This window comes from Bradyrhizobium sp. CB1015 (assembly GCF_025200925.1).
Taxonomy (GTDB): domain Bacteria; phylum Pseudomonadota; class Alphaproteobacteria; order Rhizobiales; family Xanthobacteraceae; genus Bradyrhizobium.
Map to the genome: position 1 here is coordinate 1171158 of NZ_CP104174.1, position 22795 is coordinate 1193952.

The window sequence follows — 22795 nt, forward strand, 5'->3', positions numbered from 1 at the left end:
CTGCCCTAATTGAAGGGGAGCAGTCGATGGCCACTTCAAAGGTGACCGCTTCAAGTCTGGCCCTGACGGAGCCAGTGCGCGTGAAGCCGGATGAGGTTCGCTGTCCGCCGATGTCGCATCAGAATTCCGGCGATCACGGCCATGAGATGCATCCGCAGCAATTCGTGCGCCTCGTCGGCTGCCACGACGTCCCTGCATCCCAGCTGCGCAAGCGCCAGGACGAGAAGGTGCACTAGCGCGATAAAATGAAGCTCGATTGCTGCGACTGAGGTGCGCTCCCTCTCCCGCTTGCGGGAGAGGGTTGGGGAGAGGGTGCTTCCGCAATGGGATAATCCCCAAGAGGCCCTCACCCGGCGCTTCGCGCCGACCTCTCCCGCAAGCGGGAGAGGTGAACGAACAGCGCCATCGATGCAACCTAAAGCCATTCCGCTTTAGCCGTTCACGGCCGCTGCTTTGGCAGGTCGATTCGTTCGTGCGAAAATTCCGGCGGACCTTCGGTGAGACGGCGGATGCGACGCTCGCGCTCATCTGCTGGCAATGCAGGATCGAGCAACGACTCGATCTCATGCACTGCGATCTCTTCGATACTGGTGGCGTCCGATGCGATCGGGTGCGCCGGCGCAGAGGCCGGGATCGCCATCTTCAGCCCCAGCTCGATCAGCCTGCAGATCGCATCCGAGCGGGTCAGGCGGTGAGCTTCAGCCCAAGCATCGACGGCTTCCGTCAACCGTTCCGGCATCTTCACCGCGCTGATCGGGTCGACGCCCGTGCGCTTGCGGACCGGAGAGGCAGAGTCCTTGCTGCTGAAGTCGGACACCTCGATTTTCCCCTGCAACCCCTTGGAGCTAACCGACGATAGCCGCTCTCCCGGGGTGGTCGTTTGATGCCGATCAAGGATCCTGTCGCGGCATTGCAACGCGGCCGCATCTTGTTGTCCGGGCCGGTTTCGGCCAATGATCGAAAAGAGGTCGCCGGCCAGCGAACCCGGATCGATCCTGCCACGTACTTGTTTCGCATTCCAACCATCCGGCAATCCCGATGAGCTCAGGCGAGTCCTTCTATGGCGGCATTCCCGTCTTCCGAGGCTTCACCAGCCTGATGGATCCTGCGCTCTATGCGCCGCTGCCGGATGAGTGGAGTATCGGTGTTGCCGATATCGTCGATTCGACCAAGGCGATCGCGGCGCAGCGCTACAAGGCCGTGAACATGGCGGGCGCCGCCGTGATCGCGGCGGTGACCAATGCGCTGGAGGGGCGGGAATTCCCCTTCGTGTTCGGCGGCGACGGCGCCAGCTTCGCGGTGGCGCCGGACGATGTCGAGCTTGCCCGCGACGCGCTGGCTGCGACCGCGACCTGGGTGCGGGAAGACCTCGATCTGACCATGCGCGTCGCATTGGTGCCGGTGAGCGTCATTCGCGCACAGGGCCTCGACGTGCGCGTCGCCCGGTTCGGGCCGTCGGCCAACCTGTCCTATGCGATGTTTTCGGGCGGCGGGCTCGCCTGGGCCGACGCCGCGATGAAGCGCGGCGAGTTCGCCGTCGAGGAGGCGCCCGCCGGCACGCAGCCGGACCTCTCGGGCCTGTCGTGCCGTTTCGAGGTGATGCCGGCTGCGCGCGGCCTGATTCTGTCGGTGCTGGTGATGCCGGCGCGCGGCGTCGATCCGCAGGCCTTCCGCAAGGTGATCGAGGACATCATCCATCTGATCGAGCGCAGCCCGGACGGCGGCCGACCGGTGCCGCCGCAGGGGCCGCCGCTGAAATGGCCGCCGCAGGGCGTGGAATTCGAGGCCCGCACCAGGCGCGGGGGGCCGCTGCTCGCGCGCAGAGCCAGCGTGCTGGCCTATACGCTGTTCGCCTATCTCATCATGCGCTTCGACATCAAGATCGGCGGCTTCGTGCCCAGCCTCTACAAGCGCCAGGTCGTCGAGAACTCGGATTTCCGCAAATATGACGACGGACTGCGCATGATTCTGGACTGCACGCCGCAGCTCGAGCGCGCGTTGAACGATCGTCTCAAAGCCGCCGCGCGCGAGGGCATCGTGCGCTACGGCCTCTACCAGCAGGACGCCGCGATGATGACCTGCTTCACGCCGTCGGCGCTGCGCAGCGATCACGTCCATTTCATCGACGGCGCGCGCGGCGGCTATGCCTCGGCGGCGACGGCGTTGAAGGCGATGATGTGAAGAACGCTCGTGCCCCGGACGCAGCGCACCGCAAGAGCGCTGCGCTGCGTCCGGGGCACGAGAGTTCAGAAGCTCACCGCCCCGTGCGCGTCCAGGTCTCACCGCCGCAGAGCGCGCCGACGCAGCCTTCGACCCGTAGCGCGTCCGTGCCGGTCAGGCTGATGTTGCTCGCATAGGTGCTGCCGTCGTCGGCATTGTAGATCTGGCCCGACCATTTGTTCGGTCCCGCCGGCTCCATGCCGCTGAACAACGGCAGGCCGATCATCGGACGCCTGGCGAGCGCAGGATTGGGATTCTTGCTGTCGGTGGCAGGCTGGCCGGTCGCGGTGTCCATGGGTTCGCGCAGCCAGACGATGTGGCCGCAGATGCCGCCGCCGCATTTGCTGATCTTGACCCGCGCATCGCCCGCCTGGGTGAGCCAGGTCCCTTCGGCGCTCTGCGCATAGGCGGAAGGCGCACCGATCAGCGCGGCCAGAACGACGGTGAGAGCGGCGAATCTGAATGTCATGGAGAGGAGCCCTGGAATGGAGGCGTCTCCATAGCAGCAAATCGAGCGCGTGCAACGCCCGATGGAATCACATTTCTGAGCTTATCTGCCTGCGATCATTTGCCCCAGCGCGCGAAAGCGACCGAGGCGGCGGTCGAGAGCCCGAACACGACCATGGCGCCGCCGACCAGCGCGAACAGGGTCCAGGCCGGAGCTTGCGCGGTCATCAGTCCGATGCCGCCGATCGCGACGATCAGAAGCCGTGCCGTGGAGGCGAGCACGGGCCCGCCGACGCGTGCGGCGCCTTGCGAGGAGAAGTACAGCGACACGCCTATGCCGAAGAACACGAAGGCTGGACCTGCCCAGTGGAAATAGCTGTGCGCGGCGGCGGTGACGCCGGGATCGCGCGTGAAGAGCCCCACCCACAGTGACGGCGCGAGCGCAACGGCGAGGCCGATCAGGCCCACCGTGAGTCCCGAGGCCGCTGCTGCGGTCCAGGCCACACGCCGCGCGCGCTTCAGATGTCCGGCGCCGATCGCCATGCCGACCATCGGCACCGAGGCGATGCCGAAGGCAAAGGTGATCGGGATCAGCAGAAATTCCAGCCGCGAGCCGATGCCGTAGCCTGCCAGCATCTCGGTGCCGAAGGTCGCGAGGATCTTGGTGAAGATCAGAATGGTGAGCACGGTCTGCAGCGGCGACAGGCAGGCCACCGCGCCGACTTTCAGAATGTCCAGGAACATCGCGCGCTCGAAATGGAAGGCGCGAAGATTGAGCGGCAACCGGCTGCGGCCGGACGACAGATACCAGAGAAAGAACAGCGCGGCGCAGCTGAACGCAATCAGCTGGCCGCTGGCGACGCCCGGCATGCCGAGTTGCGGCACGCCGAACAGGCCGAGGCCCAGCGTGCCGCCGAGCACGATCTGGAGCACGCTCGCCCCGATCAGAATCATCGAAGGCAGGCGCATGTCGCCGGTGCCGCGGATCACCGAGGCCAGCGTGTTGACGAGCCAGATCGCGACCGCGCCGGAGAACAGCACCTGCGAATAGCCGTTGGCCTCCTCGAGCACGCGCTCGCGTCCGCCGAGCAGCGCGAAGAAGGAACGGCCGAAGGCGAGCATCGTCACCGTGAACAACAGCCCGCCGCAAAGGCCGATGATGGCGGCATGCAGCGCCAGCGTAGCGGCGCGGTCGCGATCCCCTGCGCCGAGCGCGCGGCTGATCGCAGAGGAGACGCCGCCGCCCATCGCGCCGGCGCTCATCATCTGCGTCAGCATCGCGAACGGAAACACCAGCGCGATCGCGGCGAGCGGGATGGTGCCGAGCCGGCCGATATAGGAGGTCTCGGCCACCGCAACCAGCGTGCTGCCGACCATCGCGATCATGTTGGGGATCGCGAGCCGCAGCAGCGTCGGCAGGATCGGCGCGGTCAGGAGGCTGGCGATGGGGGAGGCGACCGGTGCGCGCGGCGGGATGGCGTCTAGAGGGGCCTCGATCGTCATGTTCACCGGGCGGAATATTGGATGATGATCAACATATTATAGGGGCACGCGGCGGCCGGCGCAGCCCTGCCTCACGCAGGGCTCACCACGGCAGACCGCATAGGTCGATCGTGCCCAGCGTCGGCGCGCGGACGATGTCGTAGACGTAGGGCGCCATGTAGTCGAAGCGGATCCGCCCCTCCGGCTGTTGGCAGTAGATCTCGCCCCTGAAGCGCTGCCATTTGCGGGCCTCGTAGAACGCGAAATTGTGCGGCTCGCAGAACAGCAGGCCGAAGCGGACCGCCTCGTTGGCGCGCATGGTATGCACCGCCGCGTCGATGGCGATGGTCGCGTAGCCGCGGCCGCGCCGGTCCTCGCGCGTGGAGACGCCGCCGATGCCGCCGACGTGAACCTTCTGTCCGTTCCAGGTGATGGTGCGGAAGTAGATGCCGACGTGGCAGACGAGACCGTCCTCGGGCGTCTCGAGCAGCACGCGGAGATCGGCATTGGCCCACTTGACATGAGCCCAGGGCTTGCCTGCGACCAACTGCGGTGCCCAGACCGCCTGAAGCAGCGGCTCGGCAATCGGCCACGAGGCGTCGCCGTTCAAAATGTCGATCTCGATGCTCATGGCGTGCTCCCTTCACAGCTCCGTTCGTGGCGCGCTTGTTCTGTCTTAAGCGCTTCAAAGGCAATGATATTTCACGGCGGCCCCGCAGGCCTGATCGACGCTGGCCGGTTGCGATCAATTTGTGCATTCGGGCAAGGCTCGTCCGGTCACGCCTTTTCGCAAATTCTGATGTATTTAATGGCGGCGGAACCTTCTATAAGGGGTGACCGTTAGAACTCGTTCCCCACCAGTTGCGGACAAGAAGCCATGACCTTTACGCTGCCCCCACTTCCATACGCCTATGACGCCCTCGGCCAGTACATGTCGAAGGAGACGCTGGAATATCACCACGACAAGCATCATCAGGCCTACGTCACCAACGGCAACAACGCGCTCAAGGGGACCGAATGGGAAGGCAAGTCCCTTGAAGAGATCGTCAAGGGCTCGTTCGGCAAGAACCCTGCCGTGTTCAACAACGCCGGCCAGCACTACAACCACATCCACTTCTGGAGCTGGATGAAGCCCAATGGCGGCGGCACCAAGCTGCCGGGCAAGCTCGAGAAGAAGATCAACGAGGACCTCGGCGGCTTCGAGAAGTTCAAGACCGACTTCCAGGCGGCCGGCGTCGGCCAGTTCGGCTCCGGCTGGTGCTGGCTCCAGGTCAAGAACGGGAAGCTCGAAATCTCCAAGACCCCGAACGGCGAGAATCCGCTGGTGCACGGCGCCACCCCGATCCTCGGCTGCGACGTCTGGGAGCACTCCTACTACATCGACTATCGCAACCGCCGCCCTGATTATCTCAAGGCGTTCGTCGAGAACCTCGTGAACTGGGAATACGTGGAGTCCCTGTTCGAGAAGGCGTGAGCTTTACTCCGTCATCCCGGGGCGATGCGCAGCATCGAACCCGGGATCTCGAGATTCCGGGTTCGGCTCTTCGAGCCGCCCCGGAATGACGGAAGCAACAAAAGGGCGGTCGCATCAGCGGCCGCCTTTTTGCTGTGCGGAATTGCCCTGCGCGATGCGCGTATCGGCCTGTGATCGTACCGTTTGCATCGCCGCGACGTCGCCCTTAATCAGGACGGGCATCACCCTCGAGCCGCTCCACACCCGTTGTCAGAACCTTCCCCGAACCATCCGGCGCCTGGCGGCGACGCGGAATCCGAGCCGCGGCCGGGCCGGGTCCGCAAGCCGATCGGCTGGTCCACGATCATTATCGCGGTTCTGGTCGCGGTGAGTGCGGCACTGGTCTGGCGGCGGGACGGCACCGACGGCGTTCTGGACATTCTCACCCACGATCTCTCGTTGTTCTCGGGCATCCTGCCGCGCGTGCTCGCCGGCTGCCTGTTAGGGGCCTTCATCTCGGAAATCCTGCCGCACGAGAAAGTCTCGCGCTCGCTCGGGCCGAAATCCGGCCTGATGGGGCTGCTGATCGGCACCGCCTTCGGTGCAATTCTGCCCGGCGGTCCCTTCACCGCCTATCCGGTGGCGAGTGCGCTGCTCGCAGTCGGCGCCGATTTCGGCGCAACCATCGCCATGGTCGTGAGCTGGACGCTGATCGGCTATGGCCGGGCGGTCGCCTGGGAAATCCCGATCATGGGCACCGATTTCACGCTGTGGCGGATTTTGATCTCGCTGCCGCTGCCGGTGCTCGCCGGCGCCCTCGGTCGATTCGTCTACATCAGGCTCTATCCGAAGCCGCTCGCGAAGGACGACGAGAGTTGAGCGCAGCGCTCCTGATCGACATCCTGCTGTGGGGCTCGGTGCTCGGCGTCGGGCTGATCGCCTTCCGCCGCGGCCCGCCGGTGTTCAAGGCGTCCTTGCGCGAAGGTTCGATGGACTTCGTCAACATCGTGCCGCGGATTGCGCTCGGCGTGATCGGCTCCGGCTACATCGCCGCCATCATCCCACAGGAGGTGATCACCGGCTGGCTCGGCCCGGATAGCGGCTGGCTCGGGGTTGCCACCGCCGTGATCGCCGGCGCTGCGACGCCCGGCGGCCCCGTGGTCGGCTTCTCCATCGGCACCGTGGCGTTGAAGTCGGGCGGCGGCGTGCCGCAGGTGGTCGCCTATGTCGTCGCCTGGGCGCTGTTTGCCTTCCAGCGGGTGATCTTGTGGGAGATCCCGTTCATGCCGGCCCGTTTCGTCTGGTTCCGCTGCGCCGTCTCGGTGCCGTTCCCGTTCGTGGCAGCGGCGATCGCAATGGTGATCGGCAAGCCTTGAGGCGGGGACCGTCATTCCGGGGCGGCGAAGCCGAACTCTGGTCGCAGTTGCGCACCTGAGAATCTCAAGATTCCGGGTTCGGCTCCTCGAGTCGCCCCGGAATGACGTTAGCCCCGGCCGTGGACAGGCGTAATGTTATAATATAACGTCCGCAAATGGCTCCCGCCGCGTCCCATGCCCACCAGCACGACCATGCTCATGGCCACTCCCACTCTCACGGCCACGGGCATTCGCACGGGCACGATCACAGCCACGCCCATGTCCACGATGCGGCCTCGCCGCATCCGGCCCAGGCCGCGTCCTGGTCGATCCTGCGCATGGCCATGGCGGGCCGTCTCGCGGCCGCGCTCGCGGTCTGCGTCGTGCTCTGGGGCATCGTCTTCCTGGCGATGAGGTGACGATGGCAGCGCTGCACTTCCACAACGTCACGCTCGGCTATGACCGGCACCCGGCCGTGCATCATCTCAGCGGCGAGGTTGCGCCGGGCGCGCTGGTTGCGGTGATCGGCCCGAACGGCGCCGGCAAGTCGACGCTGCTGCGCGGCATCGTCGGCATCCTCAAGCCGCTCGACGGCAGCATCCATCTCGGCGGGCTCGACAGCAGGGATATCGCCTATCTGCCGCAGAGTGCGGAGATCGACCGCAGCTTCCCGATCTCGGTGTTCGATTTCGTCGGCACGGGGCTGTGGCGTGGCACAGGCCTGTTCGGCGGCATCGGCAAGGCTGCGCGCGACAAGATTCTCCGCGCGATCGGAGCGGTTGGCCTCAGCGGGTTCGAGAACCGCCCGATCGGCACGCTCTCCGGCGGCCAGATGCAGCGCGTGCTGTTCGCGCGTGTACTGCTCCAGGATGCCAGCCTGATCGTGTTAGATGAGCCCTTCAACGCCATCGACAGCAAGACCACCGCCGATCTGCTCGCGCTGGTGAAGCGCTGGCACGGCGAGGGCCGCACCGTGCTCGCCGCGCTGCACGACATGGAGATGGTGCGCAACCATTTCACCGAAACGCTGGTCCTGGCGCGCGGCCCGGTGGCATGGGGACCGACGGCGGAGGTGCTGACGCCGGAAAACCTGCTGGTCGCGATGCGGATGTGCGAGGCCTTCGACGACAGCGCCGCGGCCTGCGCCGCCGATGATATCGGCTCGCGGGCGGCCTGATCTCCGATGCTCTATGACGCGCTGATCGGTCCGTTCACCGAATTCGAGTTCATGCGGCGGGCGCTCGCCGCGGTGATCGCGCTGGCGCTGGCGGGCGCGCCGATCGGCGTGTTCCTGATGCTGCGGCGGATGAGCCTCGTCGGCGACGCCATGGCGCATGCGATCCTGCCCGGCGCGGCCGTCGGTTTCCTGCTCTCCGGCCTCAATCTGTTCGCGATGACGGCCGGCGGCCTGATCGCCGGCTTTGCCGTCGCGATCCTCGCCGGTGTCGTCGCGCGCTCGACCGGGCTGAAGGAGGACGCCTCGCTCGCGACCTTCTATCTCGCTTCGCTTGCGCTCGGCGTCACCATCGTCTCGATCAAGGGCACCAATATCGACTTGCTGCACGTGCTGTTCGGCAACATCCTCGCGATGGACGACCAGACGTTGCTGGTGGTGGCCTTCAACGCCACGGTCACGCTGCTGGTGCTCGCGGTGATCTACCGCCCGCTGGTGATCGAGAGTGTCGATCCCCTGTTCCTGCGCACCGTGAGCCGGGCTGGCGGCCCGGCCCATCTCGCCTTCCTCGCACTGGTCGTCATCAACCTCGTCAACGGCTTTCAGGCGCTGGGCACGCTGCTGGCGGTGGGGCTGATGATTCTGCCCGCGGGAATCGCAAGGTTCTGGTCGCGCGATCTCACCGCGATGATCTGCATCGCCGTCATTGCTGCTGGGGTCTCCGGCTATGCCGGCCTCGTGCTGTCGTTCCAGACCCGCGTGCCCTCGGGCCCCGCGATCATTCTGGTGGCGACGGTGCTCTACATCGTCTCCGTCCTGTTCGGCCGCGTCGGCGGCATCGTCCGGCAGCTGTTTCCCGGCCGGCATCTGGAAGCATGACGATGCGGCTCATCCTGATTTGTGCGCTGTTGCTGATCGCCTCGCCGCTGCAAGCCGCGGAGCGGTTCAACGTCGTCGCGAGCTTCTCGATCCTCGGCGATTTCGTCCGCAATGTCGGTGGTGACCGCATCAACCTGACGACGCTGGTCGGCCCCGACAGCGACGTCCACGTCTATACGCCGGCCCCTAGCGATGCAAAGCGGATCGCGGCGGCGAAGCTCGTCATCGTCAACGGGCTCGGCCTCGAAGGCTGGCTGCCGCGCCTCGTGCAATCCGCAGGCAGCAAGGCGCAGGTGATCACCGCCAGCGCCGGCATCGCGCCGCTGAAACTAGGTTCGGCCGCTGATCCCCACGCTTGGCAGTCCGTCCCGAACGCCAAGGTCTACGTCACGGACATCGCCAATGCGCTGGCCGCAGCCGCTCCTGACGACGCGGAGTTCTTCCGCGGCCAGGCCAAGGCCTATCTGGAAAAGCTCGAAGCTCTCGATCGCGAGGTCCGCGAGGCGGTCGCAAAAATCCCGCCGGAGCGGCGCAAGGTGATCTCCACCCACGACGCCTTCGGCTATTTTTCCGCCGAATACGGTATCCAGTTCATCGCGCCCCTGGGCGTCTCCACCGAAACCGAGCCGAGCGCGCGCGATATCGCCGCCATCATCGGCCAGATCAAGGCCCAGAAAATCCCGGCCGTGTTCCTTGAAAATATCACCGACGATCGCCTGATCCGGCGGATCGCCGCCGAGACCGGCGCCAGGGTCGGTGGGACCCTGATTTCTGATGGGTTGACCGGCGAAAAGGGGCCTGCACCCACTTACATTGACATGGTCAGGCACAATATAAAGGCCCTGACCAGCGCGCTTGACCATTAGGGCAGGGGCCACCCCGCCTCGCGTCGCGCGAAAAAAGCCTTGAAGTCCGGAGTTTTTATGTCTGAAGCGACCTCCCAGAAGATTCCCGTGACCGTGCTGACCGGCTATCTCGGCGCCGGCAAGACCACGCTGCTCAACCGCATCCTGTCGGAGAACCACGGCAAGAAATACGCCGTCATCGTCAACGAATTCGGCGAGATCGGCATCGATAACGACCTCATCATCGGCGCCGATGAGGAAGTGTTCGAGATGAACAACGGCTGCATCTGCTGCACCGTGCGCGGCGACCTCGTCCGCATCATGGACGGCCTGATGAAGCGCAAGGGCAAGTTCGACGCCATCATCGTCGAGACCACGGGTCTTGCCGATCCCGCGCCGGTCGCGCAGACCTTCTTCGTCGACGAGGACGTGCAGAAGAATGCCCGGCTCGATGCGGTCGTGACGGTCGCCGATGCCAAATGGCTGTCCGACCGGCTGAAGGACGCGCCTGAGGCCAAGAACCAGATCGCCTTTGCCGACGTCATCGTTCTGAACAAGACCGACCTCGTCAACAAGGGCGAGCTCGCCGAGGTCGAGGCCCGCATCCGCGGCATCAATCCCTATGCGAAACTCCATCGCACCGAGCGCTGCTCGGTCGCGCTGGCCGATGTGCTCGACCGCGGCGCGTTCGATCTCGACCGCATCCTCGACATCGAGCCGGATTTCCTGGAGGCCGACGATCACGACCATGATCATCACCACCATCACGGCCACGACCACCATCACCACCATGATCACGGTCACGGCCTGAAGCACTATCACGACGAGGACATGCAGTCGCTGTCGCTCAAGACCGACAAGCCGCTCGATCCCAACGTGTTCATGCCCTGGCTGCAGAACCTGGTGCAGGTCGAGGGCGGCAAGATCCTGCGCTCCAAGGGCATCCTCGCCTTCCACGACGATGACGACCGCTACGTTTTCCAGGGCGTCCACATGATGCTGGAGGGCAACCACCAGCGGAAGTGGAAGGAGGGAGAGCCGCGCGAGAGTCGCCTCGTCTTCATCGGCCGCGAATTGCCCGAAGAGGCCATCCGCAAGGGTTTCGAGAGCTGCATCGTCTCGTGATGAAAGAGTTTACGCCGTCCCCGGAGTCCGCTTCGATCGTCTCTGTCACCGACCGCGTCAAGCCTGTTACGCTCGGCATGGCCGTGACCTCGGTGTACTTCCTGGGCCCTCGCGCCGCCTTCGTCGGCGGTGAGGAGAACGTCGCGTTCGTCGACGCCAAGGGTGAGATCACCACGGTCGCAGTGCACAGCGGCGGCATTCTCTCGACCGCTTGCGACGGCAAGACCCTCGTCATGGGCGGCGACGACGGCAAGGTCGTCTCGCTCGATGCCAAGGGCGAGGTGACGCTGCTCGCCACCGACCCCAAGCGGCGCTGGATCGACGCGGTGGCGCTGCACGCAGACGGCGCCTTCGCCTGGTCGGCCGGCAAGACGGCGACCGTCAAGAGCGGCAAGGCCGAGGAGAAGTCGATCGACGTGCCCTCGACCGTCGGCGGGCTTGCTTTTGCGCCGAAGGGCCTGCGGCTCGCAATCGCGCATTACAACGGCGTGACGCTGTGGTTTCCGAACATGGCGGGATCGGCCGAATTCCTGCCCTGGGCCGGCTCGCATCACGCGGTCACCTTCAGCCCCGACAACAAATTCCTGGTCACCGCGATGCACGAGCCGGCGCTGCACGGCTGGCGGCTTGCCGACAACAGGCACATGCGCATGACCGGCTACCCCGGCCGCGTCCGCTCGATGTCGTGGAGCGCCGGCGGCAAGGGGCTGGCGACCTCGGGCGCCGACACCGTGATCATCTGGCCGTTCGGCAGCAAGGACGGGCCGATGGGCAAGGAGCCCGCGATGCTCGCGCCGCTGCAGGCGCGCGTCTCGGTGGTCGCCTGTCATCCCAAGAACGACATCCTCGCCGCCGGCTACAGCGACGGCACCGTGCTGATGGTCCGGATGGAAGACGGCGCGGAGATCCTGGTCCGCCGCAATGGCACGCCGCCCGTGGCCGCGCTCGCCTGGAACGCCAAAGGCACGCTGCTGGCGTTTGCCGACGAAAATGGGGATGGTGGCCTGCTGGAGCTTTAATCTGTCATGGTTCCCGCCGTATAGGGGACCATGCGGTTTCTGACGACCTTCCAGCTTGCCGATTTCGCCGACACGCTGATCAGCCTGACCACGGCCTTCGTGCTGGGCACACCATCGGCGCCGAGCGGCAATACCGCCAGCGCACCGCGGGCCTGCGCACCAACGTGCTGGTCGCGGTGGGAGCGGCTGCCTTTGTCGATCTCGCCATGCACCTGGACGGCGCCGAGGGCGCGGTCCGGGTGATCTCCTACGTCGTCTCCGGCATCGGCTTCCTCGGCGCCGGTGTCATCATGAAGCAGGGCATGGACGTGCGCGGCCTCAACACTGCGGCGACGCTGTGGGCCTCGGCCGCGGTCGGCTCCTGCGCCGGCGCCGACATGGTCGCGCAGGCGGCCGCGCTGACCGTGTTCGTCATCGCCGGCAACACCATGCTGCGCCCGCTGGTCAACGCCATCAACCGCATCCCGCTGAATGAGAAGGCGCTGGAGGCGACCTACTATTTCAAGCTCGCGGTTGCAGCCGACGCATTGCCCGACATGCGCGACCGCCTCGTCGACAAGCTCGAGGCGGCGAAATATGCGGTGGCCGATATCGAGGTCGCCGAGATCAGCGAGGATATTCTGGAGATCGCCGCCAGGCTGGTCGCGAGCGCGGTCGACCCGAACGAGCTGAACGCGGTCGCGACCGATCTGCAGCATCTTCCAGGGGTGCGGCACGCAACCTGGGAAGTCAGCACGACGGAGTGACGCGGCGTTTTGGCGCGTGCCGGCGTGGTTCCCCGCATCTACGGTTCCGGAACCGGCGCGCCCCGGTTTCGTTGATCCCGTGGACAAACGCGGTGATCGACATGCCTGGCCAAGATGACAAGCGCAGACTGAAGCTCGACCTGACAATCGCCGGTGCGCTGTTCGCAGCCGGCGTCGTGGTCTCTGTGATGTCGCTGGCGCAGATCCGCGCCGAAAGCCGGATGCAGTTGGCCCAGGCGACGCCCCCGCTTCAGGGCACCCCGTCCGACGAGCAGAGCAAGGTGCCCGCGGAGTCCAAGCCCGGCGGCGACCGGCCCACCACGCCGGCCCCCGAGCCCGCCCGGCCGGAGCCGCAGACGCAGGGCGCGGCAGGAGCGGCCAAGCCCGCGCTGCCGCCAGCGCCGGCCGAGAAGATCGCGCCGCCGATTGAGAAGAAGTAGCCCGTCGTCATTCCGGGGCGCGCAAAGCGCGAGCTACGGTGCGCAATTGCGCACCTGAGAATCCATTTACCCGCAGAGTCTGCCGCCCGATGGATTCCGGGCTCGCGCCAAGTGGCGCGCCCCGGAACGCCGGGCGGAGAAAGCGTCCCTCACCGCACCAGAATATTCCGGAACTGCCAGGGATCGCTGCTGTCGATATCCTCCGGGAACAGTCCCGGACGATCCGTCAGCGGGGTCCAGTCGGTATAAAAGCCCTTCACCGGGCCGAGATAAGGCAGCTGAATTTCGAGCAGGCGTTCGAAATCCATCTCGTCGGCTTCGACGATGCCTTCATTGGGGTTCTCCAGCGCCCAGACCATGCCGCCGAGCACGGCGGAGGTCACCTGCAGGCCGGTGGCGTTCTGGTAGGGCGCGAGCTCGCGGGTCTCTTCGATGGAGAGCTGCGAGCCGTACCAATAGGCATTCTTGTCATGGCCGAACAGCAGCACGCCGAGCTCGTCGATGCCGTCGACGATCTCGTTCTCGTCGAGGATGTGGTGCTTCTCCTGCATCTTCCCGGCGCGCCCGAACATTTCATGCAGCGACAGCACGGCATCGTCGGCCGGATGGTAGGCATAGTGGCAGGTCGGCCGGTAGATCGCCTTGCCTGAGGCGTCGCGCACGGTGAAGTAATCGGCGATCGAGATCGACTCATTGTGGGTGACGAGGAAGCCATACTGGGCGCCGCGGGTCGGGCACCAGGTGCGCACGCGCGTGTTGGCGCCGGGCTGCATCAGATAGATCGCGGCGCCGCAGCCGGCCTCATGGGTGTGCGCATTCTCGGGCATCCATTTCTCATGGGTGCCCCAGCCGAGCTCGGATGGCTGCATGCCTTCCGACAGGAAGCCTTCCACCGACCAGGTGTTGACGAAGACGTCAGGCTCCTTCGGCTTCTTCGAGCGCTGGGTGTCGCGCTCGGCGATGTGGATGCCCTTGATGCCGGCCTGCCGCATCAAATCCGCCCATTCGCCCTTGGTCTTCGGCCTGGGTGCATTGAGCTTCAGATCGGCGGCGACATTGAGCAGCGCCTGCTTGACGAAGAAGGAGACCATGCCGGGATTGGCGCCGCAGCAGGAGACCGCCGTGGTCGAGCCGGCGGGACGGGCCTTCTTGGCAGCCAGCGTCGTTTCGCGCAGCGCGTAGTTGGAGCGCGCTTCAGGGCCCTTCGAGGAATCGAAATAGAAGCCGAGCCAGGGCTCGTTGACGGTGTCGATGTAGAGCGCGCCGAGCTCGTTGCAGAGCTCCATGATGTCGGTCGAGCCGGTATCGACCGAGAGATTGACGCAAAAGCCCCGGCCGCCGCCCTCGGTGAGCAGCGGGGTCAGCACCTCGCGGTAATTGTCCTTGGTCAGGCCCTTCTGGATGAAGCGGACATTGTGCTTCTCGCAAAGCGCCTTGCGGCCCTCGTCCTTGGGATCGAGCACGGTGATGCGCGACTTGTCGTAGTCGAGATGCCGCTCGATCAAGGGCAACGTGCCTTTGCCGATGGAGCCGAAGCCGACCATGACGATGGGGCCGGTGATCTTCGCGTAGATCTGCGAGGGAGGGCTCATGGGATGGTTTCTCCGGAAAGTGCTGGCAGTGAGGGGTGGATCAGGCGCTGCGGCGCTTGTCAGATGCTGCGGCGCTTGGCGGTGACTTCGATCTCGACCTTCATCTCGGGCTTGGCGAGGGCAGAGACGACCAGCAGCGTCGCCGCCGGCCTGATGTCGCCGAGGACCTCGCCGCAGACGGCGAAGTGGGCATCGATGGTGCTGGCGTCGGTCACGTAATAGGTCGCACGGACGATATCGGCCATCTCGAATCCGCCCTCCTTCAGGGCGGCGGCGATGGTCTTGAAGCAGTTGCGTGACTGGCTCGTGACATCAGCCGGCATCGTCATCGTGGTGTAGTCATAGCCGGTGGTTCCCGCGACGAAGGCGAACTCGCCGTCGATCACGGCACGGCTGTAGCCGACGGTCTTCTCGAGCGGGGAGCCGGTGGAGATCAGGCGACGGGACATGGTCAAGGGCCTCGGCTGAAGGGGTGTTTCGCGGGGTTAAAGGGCGTTTCGCGGGCCTGCGCAACCCCAAAGGAACGGGCCTCGCAGGCGCGGCAGGGCGTTGCCGCGCGATGCGGCTGCGGTCTTCGCTACGCCAGCGATCCCTCAGGCCGCGTGCGCCTCAGGGGCGCGAACCGACCTCCGTTTGGGCAGGGCCGCGCCGGTCGGGACGATCATCCCGGCGGCGCCATCGAGCGCACCATCGGTGAACTCGATCGCCAGCAGGCGGTCGCGCTCGAACGGGCCCGGCAGCGACAGCTCGGCGGTCTTCTCAGTCGAGAAGCCGAAGCGGGCGTAATAGGGGGCATCGCCGAGCAGGATCACGGCGTCATGCCCGCGCGCCCGGGCGGCAGCCAGCGCTTGATGCATCAGCGCGGCGCCGATCCCGAGCTCGCGGCAGGCAGGGTCGACCGCCAGCGGTCCGAGGACCAGAGCGGGCCTGCCTCCGGCGCTGACATGCCACAGCCGCACGGTTCCCACGAGCTTGCCCTCGCGCATCGCCGACAGGGCAAGGCCTGCAGCGGGCGCGCGTCCGTCGCGCAGGCGCTGGCAGGTGCGGCCGTGGCGGGTCTCGCCAAAGCAGGCATCGAGCAGCGCTTCGCGCGTCGCGACGTCGGCAGCACGTTCCGCACGGATCACGAACGGAGCGGCTTTCGAGGTGAGGGCAACTTGCGGCTTCCGAGGAGCAGTCATGGCACGTCAGTCCCCGCTTGAACCGGCGTGCGCGCAGCACGCCTGTCCAAGACGTCGTCAGAAATCGAGCTGTTGGATAAGGAGCCGGCGGACCGGCTCCCGGGTTCGTCAGGCCCCTGGAAAAGAGAGGCGGATCAGATGTGGCAAATCAGATGTGATACGTCTTCAGCGGCGGGATGCCGTTGAAGGCCACCGACGAGTAGGTCGACGTATAGGCCCCGGTGCCCTCGATCAGCACCTTGTCGCCGATCTCGAGCGTGACGGGAAGCGGATACGGGTTCTTCTCGTACAGCACGTCGGCGCTGTCGCAGGTCGGACCTGCGAGCACGCACGGGGTCATGTCCGCGCCGTCGTGACGGGTGCGGATGGCGTAGCGGATCGACTCGTCCATGGTCTCGGCGAGACCGCCGAACTTGCCGATGTCCAGGTACACCCAGCGCACCTCGTCCTCGTCGCTCTTCTTCGAGATGAGCACGACCTCGGATTCGATGATGCCGGCGTTGCCCACCATGCCGCGGCCCGGCTCGATGATGGTCTCCGGGATCTGGTTGCCGAAGTGCTTGCGCAGCGCGCGGAAGATCGAGCGGCCGTAGGTCACGACCGGCGGCACGTCCTTCAGGTACTTGGTCGGGAAGCCGCCGCCCATGTTGACCATGGTCAGGTTGATGCCGCGCTCGGCGCAGTCGCGGAACACCTGCGAGGCCATCGCCAGCGCACGGTCCCACGCCTTCACCTTGCGCTGCTGCGAGCCGACATGGAAGGAGATGCCGCACGGCTCCAGCCCTAAGCGCTTGGCGAGGTCGAGCACCTCGACCGCCATTTCCGGGTCGCAGCCGAACTTGCGCGACAGCGGCCACTCGGCACCGGCGCAGTCGTAGAGGATGCGGCAGAACACCTTCGCACCGGGGGCGGCACGGGCGACCTTCTCGACTTCCGCGGCGCAATCGACCGCGAACAGGCGAATGCCGAGCGCGAAGGCGCGCGCGATGTCGCGCTCCTTCTTGATCGTGTTGCCGAAGGAGATGCGATCGGGCGTCGCACCCGCGGCCAGCGCCATCTCGATCTCGGCGACCGTGGCGGTGTCGAAGCAGGAGCCCATGGACGCGAGCAGGGACAGCACTTCCGGCGCCGGGTTCGCCTTGACGGCATAGAACACGCGGCTGTCGGGCAGCGCCTTGGCGAAGCTCTGGTAATTGTCGCGCACGACATCGAGGTCGACGACGAGGCACGGCTCGGTGTCGAGGCCTTCGTTGCGGCGGTTGCGCAGGAATTCCTGGATACGTTCGGTCATGGCACTCTCCAACGGTCCCAGCGACGGGAGCCGTATCAACATGACGTCTGATGAGAATGCCTCGGCCGCATCGCGCGATGGAGGCGCGCTGAAGCCGAAAAACTCAAACCAGACTGTGCTGCCGTGGATTGGTTGGGAGAGTTTCCCGCCCGCTCACCTGGCAATGAAGGACAAGCCTTTTCAGTAGCCCGCGCCGGCGTTGGACTGCCGGTAGAGACCAAAAAAGCCCGATCCGTCGTTGCTTTAAGTCGCGTCCCCCGTTGAGAGCGGGGTGCGCCGGTTCGCCTCCGGCTGCCAGTCACGGTTGCAAAGAGCGAAGTCACCTTCGACATGGCATCTCTTTGAGAGAGATGCTGGGCGCTCCGGGTTTGCTTCGTCGTCCGACCTTCCGGTCTTGCGACCTCAGTCTTCCGACTTCCGCACTTCCGAAGAGCCCCTCGGCTTCTTCACCCCTTGGCGGCTGTCCGGCCTCTTGTCCGGATACCTACCGACTGACACACGACCACAGGCACGTGCGAAATTGGGCAAGTCCGCACATAAGCGTTTTGACTCTGCTTCGCAAGAATTTTTTTAGGCTGCGGACATAATTGCCTAACGTCTGCTTGCGCGCTGTTGCGCGAGCGACGCGGAAGATGAACACGCGTTAAGTTTTCGCCGCGCTGCGCGTGTTGCCCACGCGCGAGAAGCGTCAGCGGCGCTTGGTGAAGGGCTCGATGCGCTGAGCGCCGCGGATGAAGGCGGTCATCACGAGCACGCCGAGTGCGAACAGCACGGCCTGCAGGATATGGGCGCCCTGGTCGCCGAGCCCGAACAGGATTGCGAGCGCCCAGCCGCCGGCAAAGGCCGCGCCGAACACCTCCGCGCCGATCAGGATGGCGGCGCTGATGACGGTGATGACGCTGGGCCAGACGATCTGGCGGGACGATGAAGAAGGCGCGTTCATGGTTTCAGAGGGTCCTGGCTTCGAGGGCCGCAATCTCCCCGAAAAGGCGGCCGGGAGCAAGGGCAAACGGCCCAAAAAAGCCCCACGCGTGCTATAGCTGGCCGCAACGATCGAGCCACGAAATCCGGGACTTGTGATGTCAGAACCCCGCCAAATTACGGACGCCGAGACCAATCCGCTGCTGAAGGCCTGGGTGACGCCGTTCGCGACCCCGCCCTTCGACGAGATCAAGCCGGAGCACTTCCTCCCCGCTTTCGAGCAGGCCTTCGCCGACCATGCCGCCGAGATCGCGGCGATCACCAATGATCCCGCGGCGCCCGACTTCGCCAACACCATCACGGCGCTGGAGCGCTCGGGCAAGCTCTTGAGCAAGGTCGCGGCGGTCTTCTACGACCTCGTCTCGGCGCATTCCAACCCGGCCATCCTGGAGATCGACAAGGAGGTCTCCTTGCGGATGGCGCGGCACTGGAATCCGATCATGATGAACGCCGTGCTGTTCGGCCGCATCGCCCATCTGCACGAGAACCGCGCGGGTCTCGGTCTCACGCCCGAGCAGCTCCGCCTCTTGGAGCGCACCTACACCCGCTTCCACCGCGCCGGCGCCGGCCTCTCCGAGGAGGCCAAGACCCGGATGGCCGAGATCAACGAGCGGCTGGCCCAGCTCGGCACCGGCTTCAGCCACCATCTGCTCGGCGACGAGCAGGACTGGTTCCTGGAGCTCGGGGAGGCCGACTGCCAGGGCCTGCCGGAGAGCTTCGTCGCCAGCGCCAAGGCTGCGGCGGAAGAGCGCGGCATGGCAGGCAAGGCCATCGTCACGCTGTCGCGTTCCTCGGTCGAACAGTTCCTGAAGAGCTCCGCCCGGCGTGACCTCCGCGAGAAGGTCTACAAGGCCTTCATCGCGCGCGGCGACAACGGCAACGCCAACGACAACAACGCGACCATTGTCGAGATCCTGAAGCTGCGCGAGGAGAGCGCCAAGCTCCTGGGCTATCCGACCTACGCCGCCTACCGGCTGGAGGATTCCATGGCCAAGACGCCGGACGCGGTGCGCAGCCTGTTGGAGCGGGTCTGGAAGCCGGCCCGGGCCCGCGCGCTTGCCGACCGCGACGAGATGCAGGCGCTGATCACGCAAGAGGGCGGCAATTTCAAGCTCGCCCCTTGGGACTGGCGCTTCTACGCCGAGAAGCTGCGTCTGCAGCGCGCCAATTTCGACGATTCCGCGATCAAGCCGTATCTCGGCCTCGACAACATGATCGCCGCCGCCTTCGACTGCGCCACGCGCCTGTTCGGCGTCACCTTCGAGGAGCGCAAGGACATTCCGGTCTGGCACCCGGACGTCCGGGTCTGGGAGGTGAAGGGGCCGGACGGCAAGCACAAGGCGCTGTTCTATGGCGACTACTTCGCCCGGCCGTCGAAGCGCTCCGGCGCCTGGATGACCTCGCTGCGCGACCAGCAGAAGCTCGACGGCGACGTCGCGCCGCTCGTTCTCAACATCTGCAATTTCGCCAAGGGGGCCGGCGGCGAGCCGTCGCTGCTGTCGCCCGACGATGCCCGCACCCTGTTCCACGAGTTCGGCCACGGCCTGCACGGCATGCTCTCCAACGTGACCTATCCCTCGCTGTCTGGCACCTCCGTGTTCACCGATTTCGTCGAACTGCCCTCGCAGCTCTACGAGCACTGGCAGGAGCGGCCCGAGGTGCTGCAGAAGTTCGCCCGCCATGACCAGACCGGCGAGCCGCTGCCGGACGATCTCCTGCAGCGCTTCCTCGCCGCGCGAAAATTCAACCAGGGCTTTGCCACGGTCGAGTTCGTCTCGTCGGCGCTGATCGATCTCGAATTCCACACCCAGCCGGCTGCCGCCGCGCAGGATGTCCGCGCCTTCGAGAGGCGCGAGCTGGAGAAGATCGGCATGCCCGAGGAGATCGCGCTGCGTCATCGTCCGACGCAGTTCGGCCACATCTTCACCGGCGACCACTACGCCGCCGGCTATTACAGCTACATGTGGTCGGAGGTGATGGACGCCGACGCCTTCGGCGCCTTCGAGGAGGCCGGCGACATCTTCGATCCCGCCGTCGCCAAGCGTCTGCACGACGACATCTATTCGTCGGGCGGATCGGTCGATCCGGAAGCCGCCTACCAGGCGTTCCGCGGCCGTCCGCCCGAGCCGGATGCGCTGCTCCGCCGCCGCGGTCTGCTCGAAGACGCCAAGGCGGCCTGATGAGCATGCGCCGCCTGTTCGGATGCCTGCTCGCCGCCGCGGTGACGCTCGCGGCGGGGGCAGCAAATGCGCATCCGCATGTCTGGATCACCGCGACCAGCGAATTGCTGTACGCCGCCGACGGCAGCATCACCGGCGTGCGCCACGCCTGGACCTTCGACGACATGTTCTCGGCCTATGCGGTGCAGGGGCTCGAGAGCAAGACCAAGGGCGCCTACACGCGAGAGGAGCTGACGCCGCTGGCTCAGACCAATGTCGAGTCGCTGAAGGAATACGCCTACTTCACCTTCGCCAAGGCCGACGGCAAGAAGGAGCGCTTCCAGGAGCCGATCGACTATTTCCTCGACTACAAGGACACGGTGCTGACCCTGCACTTCACGCTGCCGCTGAAGAACCCGGTCAAGCCCAGGCAGCTGGTGCTCGAAGTGTTCGACCGCTCCTTCTTCATCGACTTCCAGATGGCCAAGGACAGTCCGGTCAAGCTGGTCGGTGCGCCCGCGGGCTGCCAGATGAAGCTGGAGCGGCCGAACGACGGCACCGCGAGCGCGCAGAAGCTGAACGAACAGACGTTCCTGAACGGGGAGAACTCGAATTTCGGCATGATGTTCGCCAACAGGATCACGGTGGATTGCCCTTGAAGCCGCAACTCTCTCCGCTCGCACGCGGGCTGCTCGTCTCTGCCGCTGTGCTGCTGGCCGTGGGTGTGACAGACGCCGCGCTTCACGATCTCCTCGCGCAAAACCCGTTCGGCGCGCCGCGACCGGCGCAGGCGGCCGAGCCTGAAGCAAGCGGCCTCATCGGCTGGCTCCTCGCCAAGCAGTCGGAATTCTATCGCCAGATGTCGGCGACCATCCGCGCCGCGAAGTCCGACGGCTCGGCGGTGTGGACGCTGCTCTTCATCTCGTTCGCCTATGGCATCTTCCATGCCGCCGGTCCCGGCCACGGCAAGGCGGTGATCGCCTCCTATCTGGTCGCCAACCGCGAGACCGCTCGCCGCGGCATCGCGCTGTCGTTTGCCTCGGCGCTGATGCAGTCGCTGGTCGCGATCCTCATCGTCGGCATCTCGGCCTGGATCCTGAATGCCACCGCCAAGACCATGTGCAAGGCGGAAGGCGTGATCGAGATCGCGAGCTACGCCCTGATCGCGCTGTTCGGCCTGCGGTTGGTCTGGGTCAAAGGCCGCACCTTCATTCGCGCACTTCAGGCGACCCAGCCGGTGCCGGCGATGGCGGGCGTGCCGCACGACCACGATCACGATCATCACCATCACCGTGATGCGCATGATCATCATCACCACGATCACGGCCATGATCACCACCATGGCCACGGCCACGCTCACCATCACCACGGGCATGACCACGTCCATGACGAGCATTGCGGCCATTCCCACGGACCCACGCCAAGCGAGCTCGCCGGCCCCGGCGGCTGGCGGCGCGGCTTCGCCGCGATCCTGACCGTCGGCATCCGCCCCTGCTCGGGTGCGATCCTGGTCCTCGTGTTTGCACTCGCCCAGGGCCTGTTCTGGGCTGGAATTGCCGCGACCTTCCTGATGGGATTGGGCACCGCGATCACGGTGGCGGCCATCGCTGTTATCGCCGTCTCCGCCAAGGACATCGCCGCCCGTCTCAGCGCCGGCCGCGACGGCGGCGGCGCGCTGTTCATGCGCGGCATCGAGCTCGGCGCCGCAGGTCTGGTCCTGCTGTTCGGCGTCGGCCTCCTGTTCGGCTACATCGCCGCCGAACGGACCACGTGTTTTTGAGCCACTCTTTCTTACCCTCCCCTGGAGGGGGAGGGTCGCTGCGCATGAAGCGAAGCGCAATGCGGAGCGGGGTGGGGTGACGGTCTCTCCACATCAAACGGTGCCGGTGCGGAGAGATCACCCCATCCCGCTCGCGCTGCGCGCGATCGACCCTCCCCCTCCAGGGGAGGGTAAGAGTCACACCGGCAGAAACCGCTTCAACGCCGGCATGAAGAAGATCCCGAGATTGATCGCAAAGCCGATGCTCCAGAGGATCGAGCGCAGCGTCGGGCGGTTGCCGAGATAGGTCAGCACATAGGCGATCCGCACGATCAGGAACAGCGCCGCGAGCTCGTCGATCAGCCGCTGCGGCGAGTCCCTGTATTCGGCGAGCAGCACCGCGAACGCGAAGAACGGAAACGTCTCGATGCCGTTCTGGTGCGCGCCGAGCGCGCGTTGCGACAGGGCGTCCTCGTAGAAGGCGGGATCGCGCGGCCGGGAATTGTCGAAGCGGCGAAACCTGATCCATTTGACCGAGGCGATCGTAGACAGATAGAGCAGCAGCGCCCCGAAGACACACCATTCCGCGAGCGTCATCGTCCCTCCCCCCTTGGGTGCGACCCTAGCGAAACCAGCCTCATCTTGAC

Annotated in this window: 26 protein-coding genes and 1 pseudogene; 17 read left to right on the forward strand and 10 right to left on the reverse strand. The window is 65.7% G+C overall.

All coding sequences use genetic code 11. The features are described 5' to 3' along the window. Positions 1–26: 26 nt before the first annotated feature. The gene (locus N2604_RS05375; RefSeq protein WP_260374147.1) at positions 27–236 is read left to right on the forward strand and encodes a hypothetical protein; all 210 of its coding nucleotides are present in this window, start codon (positions 27–29) and stop codon (positions 234–236) included. Positions 237–439: 203 nt separating this feature from the next. On the opposite strand, the gene N2604_RS05380 is transcribed toward N2604_RS05375, so the two are convergent. Continuing rightward, positions 440–817, reverse strand: a complete 378-nt coding sequence (locus tag N2604_RS05380) for a hypothetical protein (RefSeq protein WP_311740020.1) — start codon at positions 815–817, stop codon at positions 440–442. A gap of 221 nt (positions 818–1038) precedes the next feature. Here N2604_RS05380 and N2604_RS05385 point away from each other — a divergent pair, with 221 nt between their 5' ends. Beyond that, positions 1039–2181 (forward strand): DUF3095 domain-containing protein, encoded by a 1143-nt coding sequence (locus tag N2604_RS05385; RefSeq protein WP_260374148.1) that lies wholly within the window; start codon positions 1039–1041, stop codon positions 2179–2181. Positions 2182–2254: 73 nt separating this feature from the next. Here N2604_RS05385 and N2604_RS05390 read toward each other — a convergent pair whose 3' ends face one another. The 3 genes from N2604_RS05390 to N2604_RS05400 all read right to left on the reverse strand — a co-directional run bounded on the left by N2604_RS05390 (position 2255) and on the right by N2604_RS05400 (position 4780). Further along, positions 2255–2689 (reverse strand): DUF2147 domain-containing protein, encoded by a 435-nt coding sequence (locus N2604_RS05390; RefSeq protein ID WP_260374149.1) that lies wholly within the window; start codon positions 2687–2689, stop codon positions 2255–2257. Between the two features lie 95 nt (positions 2690–2784). Then, positions 2785–4170, reverse strand: a complete 1386-nt coding sequence (locus tag N2604_RS05395) for an MATE family efflux transporter (protein WP_260374151.1) — start codon at positions 4168–4170, stop codon at positions 2785–2787. Positions 4171–4252: 82 nt separating this feature from the next. Beyond that, positions 4253–4780 carry a GNAT family N-acetyltransferase gene (locus N2604_RS05400; protein ID WP_260374153.1) on the reverse strand — a complete coding sequence of 176 codons (528 nt, stop codon included), beginning with the start codon at positions 4778–4780 and terminating at the stop codon, positions 4253–4255. A gap of 246 nt (positions 4781–5026) precedes the next feature. On the opposite strand from N2604_RS05400, the gene N2604_RS05405 reads away from it, so the two are divergent. From N2604_RS05405 to N2604_RS05455, 11 genes and pseudogenes are all read left to right on the forward strand, one after another. Next, positions 5027–5623 (forward strand): superoxide dismutase, encoded by a 597-nt coding sequence (locus tag N2604_RS05405; RefSeq protein ID WP_027573470.1) that lies wholly within the window; start codon positions 5027–5029, stop codon positions 5621–5623. 246 nt (positions 5624–5869) lie between these two features. Then, complete coding sequence (locus N2604_RS05410) at positions 5870–6481, forward strand: permease (protein WP_260374154.1); 612 nt, start codon at positions 5870–5872, stop codon at positions 6479–6481. Further along, positions 6478–6978, forward strand: coding sequence for a permease (locus N2604_RS05415; RefSeq protein ID WP_260374155.1), 501 nt, complete (start codon positions 6478–6480; stop codon positions 6976–6978). Before N2604_RS05410 ends, N2604_RS05415 begins: the two co-directional genes overlap by 4 nt. Positions 6979–7133: 155 nt before the next feature. Then, the gene (locus tag N2604_RS05420; RefSeq protein WP_260374156.1) at positions 7134–7376 is read left to right on the forward strand and encodes a hypothetical protein; all 243 of its coding nucleotides are present in this window, start codon (positions 7134–7136) and stop codon (positions 7374–7376) included. A gap of 2 nt (positions 7377–7378) precedes the next feature. Next, complete coding sequence (locus N2604_RS05425) at positions 7379–8134, forward strand: metal ABC transporter ATP-binding protein (protein WP_260374157.1); 756 nt, start codon at positions 7379–7381, stop codon at positions 8132–8134. 6 nt (positions 8135–8140) lie between these two features. Beyond that, positions 8141–9010, forward strand: a complete 870-nt coding sequence (locus tag N2604_RS05430) for a metal ABC transporter permease (protein WP_260374158.1) — start codon at positions 8141–8143, stop codon at positions 9008–9010. Positions 9011–9012: 2 nt separating this feature from the next. Then, positions 9013–9876, forward strand: coding sequence for a metal ABC transporter solute-binding protein, Zn/Mn family (locus N2604_RS05435; protein ID WP_260374159.1), 864 nt, complete (start codon positions 9013–9015; stop codon positions 9874–9876). 57 nt (positions 9877–9933) lie between these two features. Continuing rightward, positions 9934–10980, forward strand: a complete 1047-nt coding sequence (locus N2604_RS05440) for a GTP-binding protein (RefSeq protein WP_260374160.1) — start codon at positions 9934–9936, stop codon at positions 10978–10980. Then, positions 10980–11999: a WD40 repeat domain-containing protein gene (locus tag N2604_RS05445; RefSeq protein ID WP_260374161.1), complete on the forward strand. Its 1020-nt coding sequence runs from the start codon at positions 10980–10982 to the stop codon at positions 11997–11999. The genes N2604_RS05440 and N2604_RS05445 overlap by 1 nt, the downstream gene beginning before the upstream one ends. 30 nt (positions 12000–12029) lie before the next feature. Beyond that, a pseudogene (locus N2604_RS05450) lies at positions 12030–12745 on the forward strand (MgtC/SapB family protein). A 101-nt stretch (positions 12746–12846) separates the two neighbouring features. Continuing rightward, entirely contained in the window at positions 12847–13185 is a 339-nt protein-coding gene (locus N2604_RS05455; protein WP_260374162.1) for a hypothetical protein, read from the forward strand. Between the two features lie 149 nt (positions 13186–13334). Here N2604_RS05455 and N2604_RS05460 read toward each other — a convergent pair whose 3' ends face one another. From N2604_RS05460 to N2604_RS05475, 4 genes are all read right to left on the reverse strand, one after another. After that, positions 13335–14777, reverse strand: a complete 1443-nt coding sequence (locus N2604_RS05460; RefSeq protein ID WP_260374163.1) for a homospermidine synthase — start codon at positions 14775–14777, stop codon at positions 13335–13337. A 59-nt stretch (positions 14778–14836) separates the two neighbouring features. Continuing rightward, entirely contained in the window at positions 14837–15226 is a 390-nt protein-coding gene (locus N2604_RS05465; RefSeq protein WP_260374164.1) for a RidA family protein, read from the reverse strand. Positions 15227–15370: 144 nt separating this feature from the next. Further along, on the reverse strand, positions 15371–15958 hold the full coding sequence (locus tag N2604_RS05470; protein WP_260374165.1) for a GNAT family N-acetyltransferase: 588 nt from the start codon (positions 15956–15958) through the stop codon (positions 15371–15373). 148 nt (positions 15959–16106) lie between these two features. Then, positions 16107–17249 (reverse strand): type III PLP-dependent enzyme, encoded by a 1143-nt coding sequence (locus N2604_RS05475; RefSeq protein WP_260374166.1) that lies wholly within the window; start codon positions 17247–17249, stop codon positions 16107–16109. Between N2604_RS05475 and N2604_RS05480 the strand changes: the two genes are divergently transcribed. Continuing rightward, a complete protein-coding gene (locus N2604_RS05480; RefSeq protein WP_260374167.1) occupies positions 17248–17436 on the forward strand; it encodes a hypothetical protein in 189 nt (62 codons plus the stop codon). The genes N2604_RS05475 and N2604_RS05480 overlap by 2 nt on opposite strands. 501 nt (positions 17437–17937) lie before the next feature. Here N2604_RS05480 and N2604_RS05485 read toward each other — a convergent pair. Next, positions 17938–18192: a hypothetical protein gene (locus tag N2604_RS05485; protein ID WP_260374168.1), complete on the reverse strand. Its 255-nt coding sequence runs from the start codon at positions 18190–18192 to the stop codon at positions 17938–17940. A 136-nt stretch (positions 18193–18328) separates the two neighbouring features. Here N2604_RS05485 and N2604_RS05490 point away from each other — a divergent pair, with 136 nt between their 5' ends. The 3 genes from N2604_RS05490 to N2604_RS05500 are packed head-to-tail and all read left to right on the forward strand — an operon-like array spanning position 18329 to position 22169. Then, positions 18329–20410 (forward strand): M3 family metallopeptidase, encoded by a 2082-nt coding sequence (locus N2604_RS05490; protein WP_260374169.1) that lies wholly within the window; start codon positions 18329–18331, stop codon positions 20408–20410. Next, positions 20410–21048 carry a DUF1007 family protein gene (locus N2604_RS05495; RefSeq protein WP_260374170.1) on the forward strand — a complete coding sequence of 213 codons (639 nt, stop codon included), beginning with the start codon at positions 20410–20412 and terminating at the stop codon, positions 21046–21048. Before N2604_RS05490 ends, N2604_RS05495 begins: the two co-directional genes overlap by 1 nt. Continuing rightward, positions 21045–22169, forward strand: coding sequence for a nickel/cobalt transporter (locus tag N2604_RS05500; protein WP_260374171.1), 1125 nt, complete (start codon positions 21045–21047; stop codon positions 22167–22169). Before N2604_RS05495 ends, N2604_RS05500 begins: the two co-directional genes overlap by 4 nt. A gap of 177 nt (positions 22170–22346) precedes the next feature. On the opposite strand, the gene N2604_RS05505 is transcribed toward N2604_RS05500, so the two are convergent. Continuing rightward, the gene (locus tag N2604_RS05505) at positions 22347–22745 is read right to left on the reverse strand and encodes an MAPEG family protein (protein ID WP_260374172.1); all 399 of its coding nucleotides are present in this window, start codon (positions 22743–22745) and stop codon (positions 22347–22349) included. Between the last annotated feature and the right edge of the window lie 50 nt (positions 22746–22795).